Genomic DNA, 19,719 nt, shown 5'->3' with positions numbered 1-19,719 from the left:
TAATATTTTTCATGGGAGCTTCCTTTCGCTAAGTTGTTTGTATATCTTTAGTGTAACAGAAGCTCCCTATTTTTATTTGTTTTATGTCACATATGTATTATCGTCTAACAAAAAGCGAAGAATTACGATAAAATACTTTAAGACAGAAATTTAGATAAAACTATAGATGAAAACCTTCCTATAAAACAAAATTTTATAAGAAGGCTTATCTAAAGTGATTTACGATATGTTGAAGGAGTTATGTGATTGAGTTCTTTAAACTTACGATAAAATACAGTTTCTGACTGAAAACCAACCGAATGAGATATTTCGCTAATTGACATATTAGATTCTTGCAATAGATCCTTTGCCCTATTAATTCGTTGAGATGTAAGATAGTTCATTATAGTTTGATTTGTATGATTTTTAAATAAGCGACAGAGATTGCTAGCTTTCATAAAATAACGATTGGCTAAATCAGTTAAATTTAAATCAACTTGATAATAGTTTTTATTCAAATATAGTATTAAATCGTCGACAATTTCATTTCCATAAAGATTCATATTAAATACCCGATTTACAGCTGCAACAAATTTTTTCCGATCAATCGGTTTTAATAAAATGTCTTTAGCATTTAATCGCAAAGCTTCTTGAGCATATTCGAATTCATTATAAGCAGTGATTACAATGTATTGGAATTCAGGATAAGTCTCCATAACTTCTAAACCTGAATGATAGGGCATACGAATATCAACGAAAATGAGATCAAAATTTGCATCTTCTAACAATTTCAATGCATGTTTACCATCGCATATATATGCATCCACACTCATAGGTAATTTTTCCATCTCGATAATTTTACTAATAATATGATATACAGATTCTTCATCATCAATTATTGCTACAGAAAGCATTACATTACCACTTCTTTCGGAAAGCGAATAGTCATTTGAGTAAATTCTGGATTGGATTGTAACGACATAGTAAAATTTTTTTGAAAATTATTATAGAATTTCTGATATACCAAAGATAATCCATTATCAGTACCTATCGCTAAATTAGAATTAATATTTCTTACGCCGTTCATATCTAGTGTATTTCCATTATTTTGCACGATTAATTCAATTTTTTCTTTATTTATTAAATGTATAACCAAATTAATAATTTTTCGTCCATCATAATTTATAAAACCGTGTGAAAAAGCATTCTCTACAATAGGTTGTAAGCAGTTTATTGGAATTCCATTTTGTAAAACAGTATCATCAACTTCAATATTAAATTCAAAATTAGGATATCTTGATTTTTGAAGCTGAATATAAGCGTTTAAATACTCAAGTTCTTGACGAATTGAAATTAACATACCGGAATTATCTGATGTGTATCGTACCATATCAGCAAAGAGAACAATCAAATCATACAAACGGACATTGTCTTCTTTGATCGCTAAGTTAGCCATGTAATTTAAGGTGTTGAACATAAAATGGTTATTAATTTTTAAAGAAGAACTTTTTTCTTTTTCAAAATTTAATTGTTGAGCCATTGTTTTAATAATATTTCTCTTATTTTCTAACTGATGTATACTATCATTTAATTTCTTTTTTACAGAATGATGGATTGCGTAGCTTTCAATACTATCTATTAAACTGTTAAAAAAATTAAAGATACTCTTTTTTGTTGAGGTTGGCATTTCATCTATCAATAAACTTTCTGAATTAAAAATTATGATCCCCAGCACTTCATCATGAAAAAAAATCGGAAAAAGAAAATACTGCTTAAAAGTTGTTGATTGACCTGGCGATAAATTTATACTGTCTATTAATTGAAAAATAGAAGTTAAATCGTCGTATTTGATGGGTTTATTACTACAATATTTGATATCCTTAACACCATTGATAATACAATAATCTAATATAACTTGATCCTTCATTTCAATAATAATACTTTCAATAGCCTCACCTAATAAATCTTTCGAAATAGATGTGGATTGTTCTTTTGTATGATTAATATAGTTATTATTCGATAAACGAGGAATCGAAACCACCAAATCAACTAAAGGTTCATCCATATTATTAGTTGTCGAATGAATTGAATTATATGGAAATAATAGATAATCACCAGCTTTTAATTGAAAAGTTTGGTCATTTACTTGATAAGCGCCTTCTCCACTTATAACATAGATAAATTGTTCGTTTTCATAATGGATATGTGGTTTTTGATATGTATGTGGGTTGATTAAAGAAATACCAATATTGATATTATGGTGTAATCCATCCAGCCATTGTACTTTCCCCCAATAAAATTCTTCAATTTCCAATAAATCACCTACCCTCAACTTCTATTATGATTAACTAACTTTTAATTCTTGGCATTTTGCCAGAGTTCTGCACCTGAATGAATACCAACTGATCGAGGATCAAATGTTGGATTTTGAATACCTCTATTCAATTGATCTGTATAGTCATTAAGGATTTTAACACCTTTGTGACCGATAAATATTAGAGCAATAATATTGGTCCAAGCCATTAAACCATTTCCAATATCAGCTAATGCCCATATTGTATCAGATACTACTAAAGTTCCGCCAAAAACTGCTCCTAAAAAAACAACTTTTAAGATAGTATAACCTGTCTTATTATCACCTATAATATAAGATAAACTACTCTCTGCATAAAGATAGAAAGCCGTTAAAGCAACAAATGCAAAAACTAAAATAGCTAAAGCTATAAATATATTACCAAAATTAGGAATAGGAACAACTGATTGAATAGCATTAGCTACAAAAGGATTACCATATTCTAACCCTTTGACCCCTTCAAAAACTATTTCTTTCTGGTCATTAATAACATTATAACTTCCTGTCATAAGAATCATAAAAGTAGTTGTTGTACAGACAAAAAGCGTTCCAATATATACACTCATACCACCTAAAAGTCCTTGTTGAGCGGGATGAGAAACTTGTGAAGTCGCAGAAGTGATTGCGGAAGTACCGATACCAATTTCATTCGCATGAACACCCCTTCTAATTCCCCATTGAAGAGCACTACCTAACATCGCTCCAAAGACTGCATCTTGACCAAATGCTGAACTAAAGATTAGACTTAACGTTTCACCCAATTTATCAATATTCATTATTATGACAATAATTGACATGATCACATATAACAAACCAGCTACTGGAGAAATTTTTTGACTTGTTCTTCCGATACGTTTTAAGCCTCCAAAAATCACAATGCCTAAAATTAATGTAAAAATAGTGGATAATAGTATAACTGGTAAGTTCATGGCCGAATGTAAACCTTGAACAATATAATAAGATTGTACGCCTGACATCAACACAGTTAATGAGACAGTAGTTATGATTGAATAGAGAATAGCAAAAACGCGACCTACTTTTCGGTTTGAAAACCCTTCAGCCATATAATTGGCAGGACCACTTTTATACTCATTATTAATGACTTTTTTATAAGTTTGAGCTAATGTTCCTTCAATAATAGCAATACTAGATCCAAAAATTGCTAATACCCATAACCAGAAAATAGCTCCGGGACCACCAAAGTAGATACCAGCCGCCATTCCAGCAATATTACCAACGCCCACTGTACGAGCAGCAGTAAAAATAAAAGATTGAATGGGAGAAAGACCTTGTTCCGACTCTCCACGCTCTTTTAGTAATCGCAACATTTCCTTAAATTGAGTAAATTGTGGAAACTTCATAACGATTGAAAAATATAAACTAGCTAATAAAATCATGAAAATTATTGGTAAGCCCCATATCTTACCAGCAATATCATTTAATATTCCAGACATTATTCTCAACTCCTTTTAAATTTCTTTGAGGTATTCAATTGTTTTAGCGAAAAGATCTTCTTGAAGAATGATATCATCGTATGTATGTCCCGCATTTTCTACGATATGAATTTTTCCATCTTTGGCAAAATGATAATACAACCATCCATTAATAGGTAAAACATCTTGATCGTGCGAACCATGGATGACACGAATAGGAATATTTAATTTTTTAACTATTTCTAAAGGATGTATCTGATCGATATTTTCAAAGAATTTCGGACTGACTTCATCTCCTTCAATAGATATATAATTACCTTGCATTCCGGCTTGAAAACGTTCTGAACCTAATAGATGTTGAAAATTCCACAGCGGATCAGATACTGGTGACCAAAGTACTAGACCATCTGGATCAATCTCATTACTGAGTAGGGTAGCAGTTGTCCCGCCCATACTGTAACCTAAGAGAATGATTTTTTCCCAGCTATATGACTCTTCTAAAATTTCAAATACTTTGAGATAATCCTTAATTTGATCTTCGATTATCATATAGTCTTCATTTCCCTCACTGTCTCCGGATCCAATGCAATCCGTTCGACAAACAGTATACCCCAACTGAGTTAATTGCTGTGTTAATTTAGGTAACATCCGGTGAGGTGTAATCTTGTGCCCCACAAAACCGTGACAAAAAAAGATTAATGTTTTATTATCAATCGATACTTCTGGAAAGTGAATGATTGACACAAGTTCTAGTCCTCTGCTTTTAATTACCTTTGCTTCTAACATATGCGACTCCTTTCAATTATTTCCCGACTATGTATTCAATCTCTTCTTTAGAATATAAAGGGAATTGATTGACTAATTCTCTTACTTGTTTTTTTAATGATTCAAAAGATTTTTCATTTATTAAACATTCAGCCGTTTTATTCATAAGTTCAGCTATGAATAACATCTCATCTTCTTTCATACCACGCTGAGTTGTTGCCATTGTTCCTATTCGAATTCCGCTTGTTTCATTTGGACCTAAAGGATCTGAAGGAATTTGATTTTTATTTACAGTAATTCCAATCTTATTTAAAGCTTCATCCATTTGCTTTCCAGTAATATTTTTTTGTCGTAAATCAACTAAGAGCAGATGCGTATCTGAACCATTTGCAACAAGACGGAAACCTTTATTCTCCAAAGCTTTAGCCAAAGTTTTAGAGTTCTTCACAACTTGTTGCATAAGGGTTTGATACTCTTGACTTTGACAATGCTTGAACAACCAACATTTTGCTGCCATGGTTGTTAAATGCATTGATCCCAAAGCAGCAGGAAATACACCATGATCAATTTTTTTAGCATGTTCTTTTTTGCATAATATGATTCCAGATCGCGGTCCTGAAAAGGTTTTAGTGGTTGAAGCGGTAATAAAATCAGCATATGGTACAGGTGAAGGAATCACCTTAGCTGCAATTAAACCAATAATATGTGCAGCATCAACCATCAAATAAGCATTTACTTTATCAGCAATAGCTCTAAATTTTTCATAATCTAATAAACGGGGATAAGCCGATCCACCAGCGATAATTAACTTTGGCTGATGCCGAACGGCTAACCTTTCAAGTTCGGAATAATCTACTTGCTCATTTTCATTATTAAGAGGATAGTGAACAAAATTATAGAATTTATTCATAAAATTAGCTTTTGATCCATGAGATAAGTGACCGCCTTGATCTAGCTTCATTGATAAAACCGTATCTCCTGGTTCAAGAACAGCCGCATAAACAGAATAGTTAGCAGTTGTTCCAGAATAAGGTTGAATATTCACATGTTCACATTTAAAGAGTTCTTTTGCACGTTCAATGGCTTCTATTTCTAGTACATCGGCACATTGCGCTCCTTGTTGATAACGTTTACCAGGATAACCTTCAAGTGTCTTATTGGTGAATATAGAACCCGATAATTCCATTATCTCAATAGGAACAGTGCTTTCTGACGCGATCATTTCAATATTTTTCTCTTGTCTTTTTAACTCATCAATAACGATTTCATAAAGTTTAGGATCTGATACTTTCGTCTTATTTAACATATAAAACCCTCCTTATTTCTTCGTAAGCGCTTACTAATTATGTTTATTTTAAGAAAAATTATTTCAAAATTCAATCAACTAAATTATCTATTTTATGCTAAAAATTATCATTTATATATTAAAATTATAATAATAAAAAATTGTTAATACAAAAAACCGGTGAAAAATCACCGGTTTTAATCATTCTATTGTAAATAATCAAGGGTTGCTAAAATAAAGGCCTTAAAGGCTAAGATGAGCTTGCTTTCATCGATATCGAATTTAGAAGAATGGTGACCATGGAACTGGCCTTCAATCTCTCTTGGGTTGGCTAAAAATAAGAAAGTTGCTGGAAGCTCTTTACCATAATAGGCAAAGTCCTCAGCCCCCATTAAGGCCTCTGCTGATGGAATAAGGTAATCATCGCCTAGTCCTGCTTGTAAAGCTTTAACAGTATCTAAAGTAGAGGCTTGATCGTTTACTAAGACGGGGTATTTATACTCATAAGACAGGTCAATTTTTACATCATAAGCGACTTCCAAACCTTTGGTAATCTTATCCATTCGCTGATGAACAAATGCTCTCAAATCATCATTTAAAGTCCTTACGGTGCCTTCAATGAAGACTTGATCAGGGATAATATTTTGATTAAAGCCCCCTTCAATATGGGTCACAGAAACGACTACTGGATCACTGGCTTTAATATTCCGACTCTTAATGGTTTGAAAGGCCATTATCAATTCAGCAGCCACTGTAATCGGATCTTTGGAAGATTCAGGATAACCGGCATGAAAGCCAAAGCCTTTGATTATAATCTGAAAACGATCCATCGAGGCCATCATAGGACCAACACGATAAGAAATATGACCCGGAGCAATTGCTTTATCTAAATGACCGATATGAAAACCTAATACCCGTGTTACATCCGGATTTTTAAGGACACCTTCTTGAATCATTGGCTCTGCCCCTCCGGGGTATTCTTCACCGGGTTGGAAGATTAGTTTAACCTTACCTCCAAATAAATGACGGTGATGGGATAAAAAGTCAGCGACGGCTAGAAGCGTAGCCGTATGTCCATCATGGCCACAAGCATGCATATTACCGTTTCTCGAAGCAAAAGACAAGCCCGTTTCCTCTTGGATGGGTAAACCATCCATATCGGCTCGAAGTCCCATTACTCGATCATTTGGACTCCCTTCTTTGCTTCCTTCTATGACGACAGCCAAGCCATTTCCGTTGACATAATGGTCTTCAACCGAAAGACCCATTCCTATGAGTTGACTGCGAACATAATCCACTGTCTTAGGCAAATCTAAGCCTAACTCAGGAATCTGATGTAAATCACGTCTCCATTGAATGATTTTTTTTTCGTATTGATCATTTCTTTCAAATAGTTCTTTGCTTGGCATTAAACCACCTACTTAATCTTTACTTAAATAATTGATCAACGCTTTAGTCGTTAGGATCATTTCATCCGTATCTAGGTATTCTTCCGTCGTATGAACCAGCTCCATTCCCACACCGACAATGGCTGAGTTAAAACCTTCTTCGGCAAAAAAGTTGGCATCCGATCCTCCACCGATAATTTGAGGCTCTGCTTTGACACCGACTGTTTCGTAGGCTGCGACAATTTCTTTGACGAATTTGAGGTCATCTTGACTGGCAAGGGCTGGGTAGTCACGACGCGTTTCGATGGTATAGTCGTTTGTATACTGCTGGATAATGCCTTCGTAGGCTTGTAATAATTGGTCGACCTTTTCTTCTTGATGCGAGCGGATTTCACCGGTAAAGATACAAGAATCTGGCACCACATTATTAGGGAAATCAGAAGTAATTTGCGACACATTGGCGGTTGTTTCGTCATCAATCCTTAAGAGCGGCATTTGGCTAATGACTTTGCTCGCTACTTGGATGGCATTAATGCCCTTTTCTGGTTCGATCCCCGCATGGGCCTTACGCCCTCCAATGGTGATCTCAAAGCGGTAACAAGTCGGTGCTTGGTAGGCGACCTTATTGGCCTTGCCGGCATTGTCAGCTACAATTAAGTTTTTAGCAGGATTGATATGCTGGTAGACACTTTCCCAATTAATATTCCGCGCACCTAACATCCCCTGCTCTTCACCGGGAGTGACGATTACATAAATATCTTGGTGACTAATCTGATGCTTAACAATGTATTCCACAGCGGTTAAAATAGCGGCCAGACCGGCCTTATCGTCCCCACCTAAGGTCGTCGTCCCATCTGAGGACCAAATATTGTCCTTTTTAACGATTTTTAAGTTTTTATTGGGCTGAATCACATCGGTATGAGCATTTAGTGACACGCCCTCGCCTTCTATGTCTCCTTTAATTTTCGCAAAGATAACTGGCGAATTGCCACCGTAGGTATGCTGGCTTTCGTCAAGATGAATCTCGGCTCCAAGATTTTCAAGAAATTTAATGACATAATCTGCCATTTCTTTTTCCTCTTTAGAGGGCGAATGAATCATCAACATTTCTTCAAAAATTTCTAAATTACGTTCAGCAATCATAGTATACCTCCTATTAATTTAATTGACCTTTTTCTAATTGTTTACGCGCAAATAAAATAGTAGTAAAGATAGATGTTAAAGTAATAACAAAAGATGGATTTCCTGGAATGAACTGAACAATGTAGATCATAACGGTTGAAATCAACAGTGCAAAAAGACCGGTCTTGTATGACTTGACCATAAATTGGCCAAAGATTGCCCCATAAATGCCTGGAATGATTAGCTCAAAATACTTCGCTAAGTCGGCAGGTAAGGTAGTAATCACCGTTTGTCCTAAAATGGTCGCAAAAATCACAAAGAAAACAGCCACATAGATGGATACAGCTAAACCGATTGTCCCCATCAAAGCCCCTTCATCTGTCCCTTGCTTGTAGCCTGAGGCTTCCGATGAAATGGCTGCGGCAGGAATCTTCATATTGACCCCATTACCTGATAACATGGTTAAATATAAGCCTGATGTACCAACAATTGGGAAGTAAGTTAAAGGTTCACTCAGATAGAAAGCTCCAGAAACAGACATTTGTGAAATAGCTCCGGCGATGATGGCGGCAAAACCTGGATTATAACCAAAGACAAAGGTCATGGTTAGAGGGGGTAGTAATACGGAAATCACTCCCAAGACCATGGTTAAGCGACCAAAATTAGTTATACTTTTGGTGAATTTTTCATAGGCTCCCATTCTTTTTCCTCCTTATAGATCTATACAAAGAACATGCCACATAAGGCACCGGCAAACATGGCAATCGTTAGTGACCAAGACTTTAACCATTCGTATTGGTCGCTTAGTTTTTGGCAGATAATCATAATCACTAAAGCCGATAAAGAAGCGACGGCGTAGGATGGATTGACATTAATTTTTACGACATTATTCATGACAAAGTAGGCAAAAGACCCTAACATGGCACCGACACTGACTGCTGGTAATAAGGCCTTTCGTCCACCTGTCATAAAATCATTAATAACATTCATGCGATGGCCAAAGAAGAAGGTCACAATTAGCCAAGGGATAACCCCTAAAGCCGGCGTCCATAAGGCATTGGCATACACCGTTGGATCCATCATTGGAGAGAGTTCTCCGCCTGCTGCTTGCGCACCAAAGGTGGCGGCCATGGTTTCATAGTTGGTACCTCCAATAATTGACATCCGCAAGGCTGAAACTGGCGCACCTAATGAGACAATCAAGGATAAAATACTCCCTACAATCCCTAAAGCCGGTCCAATACTGGCCATGGCTGCGACTCGTAGGCCTTTTTTAACGCGCTGTTGATCCATATTTAATTCTTTGGTTGCCTTCATCGCTTTCTTTAGGATGTAGGTCCCTTGAATCAACACTAAAGCAATACCAATTCCACTAACCAGATACATCAAAGGATGGTTGGCAAATTTTAGATGGTCTGACATACAGATTCCTCCCTATTAAATTTTAAAAAAAGACTTCAACTATGATAAACTTATTGAGAACCGTTCTCTTTTAAAGATAGCGCTTACATCTTTAATTAAATTTTACCATCATCCTCTAGCAATTAAAAATAGATGATAACAATACCACCTATCCTCATTTACTTATAATCAAACTATTAGGAGCCTAGACCATGGACATTCATCATATTCAATACATTTTGGAAATCGCTAAGACGGGTTCAATCAGCAAAGCTTCTCAAAATCTTTTCGTTTCACAACCCTATTTGAGTTCAATATTAAAAAGGTTTGAAGAATCGATTGGTTTTACTATTTTCGATCGTACTCACAAAGGGGTTCAACTAACGAATGATGGCCAGCAAGTTCTTAATGATTTGGAAAAACTCGATGCCCTTTATCAGTCAATTGAAACCAAATATCTAACACCGACTAATTACTTCTCTTCGCTTTCTATTTCTGCCAGGAGGTCTTCTTATATTGCTTTTGCAATCGCCAAAATGATCAACCGCCTGCAAGAGGAACATCATAACTTATCGATCAAATTTTCTGAAACAACCAACTTACAAGTCATCGAGGATGTTAATAGTGGCAATGCAGATATTGGTATTATTCGTTTTTATACGGAGAACAAGGAGCATTTTGAAAATCAATTAAAAGCGCGTTATATTGAGTGGAAGCAGCTTTCCTCCTTTCCTCGAGTCGTTCTGATTTCTCAGCAGCACCCACTGGCTAAAAAAGAGCATTTAGCACTTAAAGACTTAGAACCCTTTACAGAAATTATCCACGGTGATTTTGAATGGGATGATTATACTGAGGCCTATTTATGGCAGAAAAAAATTAATTCCTCAAAGAAATTAATCCAAGTTTATGAGCGAGGTTCACTGCTTGACTTTATCGCCACCATTCAAGGCAGTTACACTTGGACCACAGCTACCTACCCTACCATTCTGGATAAATACAAGCTAATTGAAAAAAGCGTCTTACCGAGTCATTCGGAATGTTTAGATTATATTATTTATAAGGCGAAGCTTGAAAAATCAGTCATCCTTAAACTAGTCGAAGAGAAAATCGATGAAACGATCCAATTATTTAATTAATAAGTAGGGCGAAAATAAAAATCCCTAGAGCTAACTTCAACTCTAGGGGGTTAATCTATTCATCTTATTCTTCCAACTTCTCTCGCATATACTGACGGATTTCCTCAGCGAATTCGCGGTGGAGGGCGAAGTCAATGGTGGTCTTAATAAAACCGATTTTCTCCCCGACGTCATAACGAATGCCTTTGAAGTCATAGGCATAGACCGGTTCGACTTGGTTTAACATTTGAATGGCATCAGTCAGTTGGATCTCTCCGCCGGCGCCGACTTGTTTCTTGGCTAGAAAATCAAAGATCTTAGGCGTTAAAACGTATCTTCCCATAATGGCTTGATTGGAAGGGGCTGTTCCTTGCTTAGGCTTTTCAACAAAGGTTTTGACCTTGTATAAGCGCCCATCTTGTTCCAAGGGATCAATAATACCATAGCGATGGGTTTGGTCTTGAGAGACCGTCTGGACACCGATAACGGAGGAGCCGGTTAAATCGTATTCGTCCATTAATTGTTGAATGGCTGGTTGATCACCCTCTTCTGATACCACAATATCATCACCCAGAAGAACGGCAAAGGGCTCGTCACCAATAAAGCTTCTGGCGGTATAAATGGCATCGCCCAAACCTTTCATTTCTTTTTGGCGAATAAAGTAGACGTTCGCTAGGTTGGAGGCCTTTTGAACCGACTCTAACATAGCAATCTTCCCCTTGTTCATCAGGTCTAATTCTAACTCGGTATTCTTGTCAAAATGGTCTTCAATGGCTCGTTTAGACTTCCCTGTAATGATAATAATATCCTCAATACCTGCTGCCACTGCTTCCTCTACGATATACTGAATGGTTGGTTTATCAATAATCGGTAACATTTCTTTCGGCATGGCTTTAGTAGCTGGTAGAAAACGCGTTCCATAACCAGCTGCTGGAATAATGGCTTTACGAACTATTATTCATAATATTCATCCAAAATATTTATTTATCTTTTTACGAAGCCAACAAGATTTATAATTAGCTTTTTCTCATAATCATTCATAGTTAAATAACAATTGATTAAATAAAACGAAAGAAATAATACAAGCTTTAGAATAAAATTAAATAAAGAAAATTCATCAATTATTAAATTTATCAAAAACCCAACAAGCACCGAAGGTATTAAACGTATCGTAATAAATATAATTTCCTTCCAAAAACGGATAATATCTAATTTAACAATGGAATAATAATACCAATTTAAAATAAATCCACTTGTTATTAGCATTGTAATTCCCGTTGAAAGCGCAGCACCGAGCGCTCCCATATATTTAGATAAAACTAAAGTGGATAATATATTAAGTATTGCTGAGAACAAATATATTTTAGCTCGAAAACTATACTTATTAATTACTTGTAAAATATTTAAACCTATATGTTGAACAATATCTATAGTAAAAGGAATCATAACTATGAGTGCAATATAGTAAGATTCTTCAAAATTAGATCCAACCCAAATATGAATAAATTCTTTTCCAAATAACATAAACCCAATAACAATCGAAAACAATAAATAATAAGAAATCCTTCCAACTTTTATAAAAAGATTAGACATTAATTGTATTCCATCACTCTTCTGATTCAATCTTGATAGTTCAGGGTAAAAAACTGTAGATGCTTGTATCCCTATTAGCATGTAATTATAGTAAATTTGAGAACCAATTGAATATACAGCGACGATAGTAGGTGAAAACATACTACCTAATATTAACTGATCAGTTTTCCAAAAAATCTGATCAGCTATACTAGATAACAATATGCTAGTTGAAAAAAACAACATACTCCTTAATAAAGTAGGATTAGAGATCTTTCTAGGAATAGTAATCCTTATATGTTTTTTGAAATATAAATATCTTAAAAGACATAAAATTAAATTTATGCATAACTGAATAACCACTATTGTAACTGCATATGGAAAGATTTTTAAAAAAAATGAATACATCAGAGGTTGAATAAGTTTTGAGACGATTAAAATTAATCTCAGAAAGGTAAACTTTTCATAAGAGGTAATAGCAGCTAAATAAATTGAATTTGATAAAGAGAATATTAAGTTTAAAAAAAGGAGTATTATCATTATTAAACTTTCATTCATTTGACTATGTAATAATGATTCCTCATAAAAGAATTTAAATAACGTTAAAAAAAGAACACAAATTAGCACTAAAGCAAAAGATAAATATCTATTTATTTTTCGCGAAATTGATAAAACAATCTTCATATCTTGTTGACTTTTTTTGGCTACAGCTTGCGAAAAATATTTCAGTGTTCCTCCTGAAATACTTGTTTCAAAAATAGCAACGTATGAAATTAAAGCTCCTACAATTTGATAGACACCGTATTCTTCTTCACCAACAAATTTTAAAATTATAGGCACACTAATAAAGCTAACAAATATATGAGTTGCCATATATATATATGACAATGTAACCCCTTTAATTCTTTCTTTCATAGGAATTTCCTTTTAAAATTATTGATCTGTAATTATTCTTACTTAATATTTGCCCTAAATATTTTACAAACAAATATATGAACAATATGTATATCACATTGGTAAAGCTAAATGTACTTGATATAAAGGATAAGGCGGTAGATCTTGGTGCATAAAAAATTCTAGATAACATGAAAAAAGAGAAATATGACAAAACAATATTACGACCAAAGTTCATATCATTATATCTTAGTACTAGACCATAAATAATATTTATAAAATATACCCCAAATAATCCTAATGTGTGATAGGCCTCTGCAATATAATTAGAACCTAAACCTCGTCCTAATTTGTAAGTATAAGGTAATACTAAATATGATATAGAGTCTCCAAATGAATTTCCCCAAAAAGCTGATTCAATTGTTTGAGGTTTATAATAAGTAAAGTCAAAAAACATCTTGGTTATTTCATTGTATTTTAAAAAATCAATTATCGGTCCGAATAAATAAGGTTGATCAGGTAAAACATCTTGAAAGTATTTCCCATATTGAATAACAGTAATGCTAACCCCCTGATCTTTAAAGAAAGACAAGAACGATTCACTCAGATCAAAAGAAAGTGGCTCTCCATTTCTAAAGTTACTTATATTATATAAAAGCAATATAAGTAAAGGAAAAGATAAAACAGCTGTTATAACAAACTTTTTAGTAATCCATTTTTGATTGTCATCTATAATATTTCTTATTAATATATAGAAGAACACTATCATAACAGATAACATAAAATCTGTTCTCCTTCCAGATAATAAAGATACACTTCTTACTAATAGGAAGACAGTTGAAATAATCAATACATTTTTCTTTTTAGGAAATGTTGATAGATATAAATAGAAACTCATTATAAAAAATTGAGATAATCTAACCAATATACTGTTAAACGAACTTCCACCTCTCAAGTAAAGCGACTCATATGAGTTTTGAGAAACAAATTCTACATTTTCTCTTATTAGTAAGATCATAGGTATTAAACCAATTGTAAAGAAAATAATAGATATTAATCGAATGAGATTTAAAGAGTTGATATTTTTATTTGGAGCATTATTCTTTCTTTGAAAGTTGAAAATAGCATAACTTAAATAAACAGTAAATTGCGAAATGAGTAGTAGTATATAAGTGTGTAATAGAATATCTTCATTAAAATTGTATAAAGGTTCTTTTTTAATAATGTAACTAAGTATGCTCCCTCCATATAAAAATACAAACGAAGTTATTTGATAACATAATAAGCTAGGTTTTATATTTTTTATAAAAATTGAATAATAAGAGACCATTAACCACATTACAAAAGAAAAAAGAAAAACATATAAAGAATTTCTTAAAAGATAGGATGATATTCCAGCGAGAAAGACACTAGTGCATAAAATATTAAAATATAAATTTTTTCTATCGAAGTTCATTATAACTTCTCCTTCAACTTAATATACAAATATATAATCAAATAAAAATTACTTCTCAGTATCAGATAAGATATACCTATAGTTCTAAAACCTTTTGAAATATTAGTTAGCTCATTCATTTCTTTCATAAAAGAATCTACTATAATATTTTTTAATAATTTCTTTTTTTGTTTAAATTCTTTGACACTGAATATGATGTTTTCACATGCTAAATATGCATAAACATAAAATTTATAAGACAAATCTTCTTTAAGTAATATATCTTTCTTATCTACTGAAAATCTTATCAAATCTTTAAAGATTTCTTTAACGACATCCCAATAATTCTCTGTATATGTATGTGTAATCGAGGAATGAACTTGTCTGTAAACAGAAAACTTTTTACTATACATAACATACATATCATTGATATAGTAATGAACTTTAACTAAAAACTGAAAGTCCTCTGATCTATAAACATTCTCATCAAAAAACAAATCATTATCTATGATGATACTTCTTTTAATCAATCGAATGAAAAGATAAGATGGTACATTAAATTTAGTATTGGATCTAACCATTTTTTCCAAGAACTTTCTTGAGTCTTTAGAATTATAGTGCCCCTCTTTTATTTTAAAAGTCGTATTAATTTTATTGTTTTTTCCATCTATACTAAACCCGAAAATTATCATTTCAGGCAAATAATCATAGATAATTTCCTCTAAAGTCTTCAAAGAATAGTCCACTAAATAATCATCCGAATCTATAAAATATATATATTCTCCTTTTGAATATTTAATTCCCATATTTCTTGCTGCACTAGGTCCTTGCTTTTTACAATTATAAACTTCAATTCTATCGTTATTATTAGCTAATTCTTCAGCAATTATTAAAGTATTATCCACAGAATTATTATCGATCAAAATTATTTCATAATTTGAGAAATTTTGTTTCGTAATACTATAGACAGTTTCCTGAATATATTTTTCGCTATTATACATTGGTATTATGATGCTAATTAAAGGACTATTCATTAAAACTGCTCCTAACTAAATCTTTTAATTAATATATTTTTTATAGTCTTCCCACTTTCCAATCTGATCCGGCATTTGAGTGATATCAGGATCAGAAGCACAGTTCCCCTCAATGATACAAATTGTTCCATCCTCTTTAATAGAGACATCCCAACCTATATATCTAATCTCAGGATTAATTAAGGCTGCATTTTTTACAGTAGCTTTTACTTTCGTCCAATAAGGTATATGAAATCCTATAATTTCTTTATGTGAATAGGGATGTACAATAAATTTTTCATTCAATTTATTAATACCTTGAGTATAAACAATACCAAGCTCGATATCTATTAAAGCTGCTATTCCTAGATGATGAAAATTATCTGTAAAGCCTTTACCAGATCCAGCCCTAAACACAGCATGTACTATTTCCACTTCTTCGTTATTAACCACCGTAACGAGTCTTATTGTGTTAACTGATGAAGGATTGAATTTTTTCATTTCGGAATGTTGATGGATGATTTCCTCAATTATTAAATTATTTTTTTTGAAATCCAAAAAATCATTAATTAGACTTTTACTCTCTTGACTTTTATATATACCTATACCGTTGCCACCACTTCCTACTTTGATCTTATAAATAAAAGTAGGATGTTTTTTTACAAAATCTAAAAATTCTTCTTCACTTGCAATACTAGTATCTAACCAATCACGTCCAAGAAAATTATCGTATAATGAATTAAAATGACTTTTATCATCTATTAATTCATTGGTCAGACTTCCGTTAAACTTCTTCACCATATAAAGCCATTTCCTTCCAACAATAAAACGTTTACGATCATTATATTTTCGATAATAGAAATTATATTGAAAATAATCATTTATCCCAGCGCCTAGGAAAATTACAGAAAAAATAAAATCAACTGCAATATGCAGTCTCTTTAAAAAGCTCATTTCACTATCTATAAATCGATCAATCAATAAATTATATTTTTTAAAACGACTTCTTAAATATGAGATGCCTTTATCATCATTATATCCTGTAATTCTAATATGATCTTCGTTACTCAACTACTCTCCCTCCCTAGCTATCTTTAAATTGGAATTTAAATGCATCTTTTTTATCCCTATAGCACTCGTAAACATAGTTGGCTATCATAACATCTATGTATGCTAAACCAACAGAATTGAAATAGATAAACTCATCTTCATTCTCTCTTCCAATTTTTTTACCAGCTATAATTTCTGATAAATCAGCGTATATATTTTCATCAGTAAGCAAGCCACTCTTGTACATTTTGCTTATTGTCTGACTTCCTCTGTGCTTCACATTTTCCCATTTATCGCACACAATTTTTGATGCCGATAACGCAACATTATATTCATCTTCGTAACCACCTACATGAACATAGGTAGCGCCTGATTTTATCCAACTCTCTTTAAGTAACGGTTTTTGAGCGCTTGTAGCAGTGACAATAATATCAGAATCAAAAACTGCTTTTTCGAAATTATCTTCGCAATTAATATAATTTACATTTGAATATTGCTTTCTAACATCTTTAATAAAGTTTTCATTTGATTCGAAAGAATTTGAGGATACAAAACAGCTAGCAATAGTTGGAAATAAATCTTTAATAATTTTAAAATGTGCTCTTGCTTCAGCGCCTGACCCTATAAAGCCAATGGAGTCAGGGTTTTTCTTTGATAAATATTTCAAAGCGCAAGCTCCAACTGATGCTGTTCTTATACTGGTTAAAGCTGCACAATCCATAACTGCGATTGGTTGTCCAGATTCAATCTCGGATAAAATCATTAATCCATTAACATTGTCTAATCCATACATAGGATTATTAGGAAATACAGAAACCCATTTGACACCGGCGACCTTCTCTTCAATAAGTGTAGCAGGCATACAATTAATTCTGTTTTGGATCATCTCATCGAAAATTTGTGAATTTTTTTCTGGAAGAATGGTTTTTCCTTCAGTATATCTCAAAAAAGATTTTTCAACTAACGAAATTAAAATCTCTATATCATTTAATACCTTAGTAACTTGATTATTTGTTATTAAAATTGTATCTTTCTTTTTCATATATTATCTCCTATTTAGATAATTCTAAATAACATATCGTCATTTTCTGTATTTTTTACACTAATATGATTGAGAATATCATCAATAATTGCATTAATTTCACCTTTACTATCAGCTAACAAATGTAAATAACAAAAAACTTGGTGGACATTTCCTGAAGATTCAATCAAGTCTCCCTCGACATGACATTGGGCAAGTGCGTGAAAGCCATCTATTTGATTTAAATCATCTAGTCCACTTACCTTCATAATTGTACCGGGATATATATGAATAGGAGCTATACAATAAATCTTATTCGTATTTTTCAAATCATATTGAAAAGATTTTTCTGAATTATTAAGTGTATGATTTATTAGTAAACTTATTTGATTTAAACCAGTAAAATATTCTACTGGATGGTAGGTCATTGAACCTCCAAACCGATAACCCATCTCATTAAAAATTAAATCTTTTCCATCTGAAAAAGCTTCTATCCATATCGGTCCATTTTTAAAGCCTTCAGATTCCAACATATATGAAACTTTCTTTTCATATTCATTAAAGAATAATTTTTGATTGTTGGATGGGAAATATTGGAGTGCCATAACTGGGGCTCCCTCAGAACTGATTTTTCTTGAAATTTTATCAGACATTCCACTAAAATATGCCTTACCATTAATCATGGTATAGTGGATAATAGTACTATCCATATTTATATATTTTTCAACAAGCACATCATTTGAAATAGAATTATTATAAGCCTTCATAAAACCCGAAATAAATTCTAATGAGTTATTACAAATAGTTATTCCAGTCGATCCATTATTATCTACTGGTTTAGTCACAACTGGATAAGGTATTGTATTAGCTTCGCTGAGATAGTTTTCTATATTAATATTAAAAAAAGGAGTAACATTTATTTCATATTTCATACACATTTCTTTAAATACTCGTTTATTTGTAGCAATATTCCAAAGTCTTTCACTGCAATAAAAAGGAATATTAAATTCTTCACTTAGTTGTATAGCTATTGGCATATTAGTTTCACTCGCTCCAACATATATACCGTTAATACTCTCATTCAATATAATTTCACTTAAAGCTTTATAGTCTTGTGTACTAATTTCAAAGGATTTATTTGCTATATTTTTGCATATTGCATAGTCTTTATTCTTTTGATCAATTGCTACTGTATAAATATTGTTAAAGTTTGCATACTCATATGCATCTTTGAAGAAAGGCGATGCACCAAGAATCATTAATTTGTTTTTTGCCATTTAAAACATCCTATCTTTTTCTAATCCACAAAAATATTCGATTTTTTAAAAACGCTCTTTATTGTTTGTATAAAAATTTTTAAGTCAAGCATAAGGCTTAATTCCTCAACATATTTACCATCTAATAAATATTTCTCTTCTTGAGATATCGAGTTTCTATAAAAAGCTTGACTATACCCTGTAATTCCTGGTCTAACTTTTAATCTTTTTTTTCTAATTTCATCCATTTCTCTATAATCTTTTGAGACTATAGATGGTCTAGGCCCTATAAAACTCATATCCCCCTTCAAAACATTGAGGATTTGTGGAATTTCATCAATAGAACTTTTTCTTAGCAGTTTTCCAAATTTAGTCAATCGATTATCATTAGAACTATTAAAAGTAGACCCATCTGGATTTCTAATATCAGGAGAGTCAACATACATTGATCGAAATTTGTACATAGAAAACACTTTGCCGTTCTTTCCCCTTCTAAAAGCGTTGTAAAAGATCGGACCCGGATCATCCAAGTAAATAATTGTCCCAATAATAATAATTAAAATAAAGACAAGGGGTAATAACAAAAATGCCAACAAAAAGTCTAAAATATTTTTAAAATATTTTTTATACATTTATA

Annotated in this window: 18 protein-coding genes; 1 reads left to right on the top strand and 17 read right to left on the bottom strand. The window is 32.6% G+C overall.

The window, feature by feature from the left end; genetic code table 11:
- Positions 1 to 209: 209 nt before the first annotated feature.
- The 9 genes from ACQV2P_RS02435 to ACQV2P_RS02395 form a co-directional block, all read right to left on the bottom strand.
- Complete coding sequence (locus ACQV2P_RS02435) at positions 210 to 893, bottom strand: response regulator transcription factor (RefSeq protein WP_428894585.1); 684 nt, start codon at positions 891 to 893, stop codon at positions 210 to 212.
- The gene (locus ACQV2P_RS02430; protein WP_428894584.1) at positions 893 to 2,293 is read right to left on the bottom strand and encodes a sensor histidine kinase; all 1,401 of its coding nucleotides are present in this window, start codon (positions 2,291 to 2,293) and stop codon (positions 893 to 895) included. Before ACQV2P_RS02430 ends, ACQV2P_RS02435 begins: the two co-directional genes overlap by 1 nt.
- Before the next feature lie 41 nt (positions 2,294 to 2,334).
- Entirely contained in the window at positions 2,335 to 3,786 is a 1,452-nt protein-coding gene (locus tag ACQV2P_RS02425) for an alanine/glycine:cation symporter family protein (protein ID WP_428894583.1), read from the bottom strand.
- A 15-nt stretch (positions 3,787 to 3,801) separates the two neighbouring features.
- On the bottom strand, positions 3,802 to 4,551 hold the full coding sequence (locus ACQV2P_RS02420) for an alpha/beta hydrolase family protein (protein WP_428894582.1): 750 nt from the start codon (positions 4,549 to 4,551) through the stop codon (positions 3,802 to 3,804).
- A 16-nt stretch (positions 4,552 to 4,567) separates the two neighbouring features.
- Entirely contained in the window at positions 4,568 to 5,836 is a 1,269-nt protein-coding gene (glyA, locus tag ACQV2P_RS02415) for a serine hydroxymethyltransferase (protein WP_428873663.1), read from the bottom strand.
- A 185-nt stretch (positions 5,837 to 6,021) separates the two neighbouring features.
- A complete protein-coding gene (locus ACQV2P_RS02410) occupies positions 6,022 to 7,224 on the bottom strand; it encodes a M20 metallopeptidase family protein (protein WP_428875860.1) in 1,203 nt (400 codons plus the stop codon).
- A 12-nt stretch (positions 7,225 to 7,236) separates the two neighbouring features.
- Positions 7,237 to 8,346 carry a M20/M25/M40 family metallo-hydrolase gene (locus ACQV2P_RS02405; RefSeq protein WP_428873661.1) on the bottom strand — a complete coding sequence of 370 codons (1,110 nt, stop codon included), beginning with the start codon at positions 8,344 to 8,346 and terminating at the stop codon, positions 7,237 to 7,239.
- A gap of 13 nt (positions 8,347 to 8,359) precedes the next feature.
- Entirely contained in the window at positions 8,360 to 9,025 is a 666-nt protein-coding gene (locus tag ACQV2P_RS02400) for a hypothetical protein (RefSeq protein ID WP_428894581.1), read from the bottom strand.
- Between the two features lie 20 nt (positions 9,026 to 9,045).
- Positions 9,046 to 9,747: a DUF5058 family protein gene (locus ACQV2P_RS02395; protein WP_428874755.1), complete on the bottom strand. Its 702-nt coding sequence runs from the start codon at positions 9,745 to 9,747 to the stop codon at positions 9,046 to 9,048.
- 191 nt (positions 9,748 to 9,938) lie between these two features.
- On the opposite strand from ACQV2P_RS02395, the gene ACQV2P_RS02390 reads away from it, so the two are divergent.
- On the top strand, positions 9,939 to 10,862 hold the full coding sequence (locus ACQV2P_RS02390) for a LysR family transcriptional regulator (RefSeq protein WP_428881831.1): 924 nt from the start codon (positions 9,939 to 9,941) through the stop codon (positions 10,860 to 10,862).
- A 64-nt stretch (positions 10,863 to 10,926) separates the two neighbouring features.
- Here ACQV2P_RS02390 and galU read toward each other — a convergent pair whose 3' ends face one another.
- Genes galU through ACQV2P_RS02350 form a run of 8 tightly spaced genes read right to left on the bottom strand, consistent with a single transcriptional unit; the run spans position 10,927 to position 19,714 of the window.
- A complete protein-coding gene (galU, locus tag ACQV2P_RS02385) occupies positions 10,927 to 11,799 on the bottom strand; it encodes a UTP--glucose-1-phosphate uridylyltransferase GalU (RefSeq protein WP_428894587.1) in 873 nt (290 codons plus the stop codon).
- Between the two features lie 26 nt (positions 11,800 to 11,825).
- Entirely contained in the window at positions 11,826 to 13,328 is a 1,503-nt protein-coding gene (locus ACQV2P_RS02380; RefSeq protein ID WP_428894580.1) for a lipopolysaccharide biosynthesis protein, read from the bottom strand.
- A complete protein-coding gene (locus tag ACQV2P_RS02375; RefSeq protein WP_428881833.1) occupies positions 13,312 to 14,763 on the bottom strand; it encodes an O-antigen polysaccharide polymerase Wzy family protein in 1,452 nt (483 codons plus the stop codon). The genes ACQV2P_RS02380 and ACQV2P_RS02375 overlap by 17 nt, the downstream gene beginning before the upstream one ends.
- Entirely contained in the window at positions 14,763 to 15,776 is a 1,014-nt protein-coding gene (locus tag ACQV2P_RS02370) for a glycosyltransferase family 2 protein (RefSeq protein ID WP_428894579.1), read from the bottom strand. The genes ACQV2P_RS02375 and ACQV2P_RS02370 overlap by 1 nt, the downstream gene beginning before the upstream one ends.
- A 24-nt stretch (positions 15,777 to 15,800) precedes the next feature.
- Positions 15,801 to 16,826: a sugar-transfer associated ATP-grasp domain-containing protein gene (locus tag ACQV2P_RS02365; RefSeq protein WP_428893108.1), complete on the bottom strand. Its 1,026-nt coding sequence runs from the start codon at positions 16,824 to 16,826 to the stop codon at positions 15,801 to 15,803.
- A gap of 13 nt (positions 16,827 to 16,839) precedes the next feature.
- On the bottom strand, positions 16,840 to 17,847 hold the full coding sequence (locus ACQV2P_RS02360) for an ornithine cyclodeaminase family protein (RefSeq protein ID WP_428894578.1): 1,008 nt from the start codon (positions 17,845 to 17,847) through the stop codon (positions 16,840 to 16,842).
- Between the two features lie 14 nt (positions 17,848 to 17,861).
- Positions 17,862 to 19,103, bottom strand: coding sequence for an ATP-grasp domain-containing protein (locus tag ACQV2P_RS02355; RefSeq protein ID WP_428894577.1), 1,242 nt, complete (start codon positions 19,101 to 19,103; stop codon positions 17,862 to 17,864).
- 20 nt (positions 19,104 to 19,123) lie between these two features.
- Entirely contained in the window at positions 19,124 to 19,714 is a 591-nt protein-coding gene (locus ACQV2P_RS02350) for a sugar transferase (RefSeq protein WP_428881839.1), read from the bottom strand.
- Between the last annotated feature and the right edge of the window lie 5 nt (positions 19,715 to 19,719).

Origin of the sequence: Facklamia sp. P12932 (assembly GCF_050409545.1) — a bacterium.
Taxonomy (GTDB): Bacteria; Bacillota; Bacilli; order Lactobacillales; family Aerococcaceae; genus Facklamia.
Note: the sequence above shows the minus strand (reverse complement) of the source record. Positions and strands in the feature narration are given on the sequence as shown.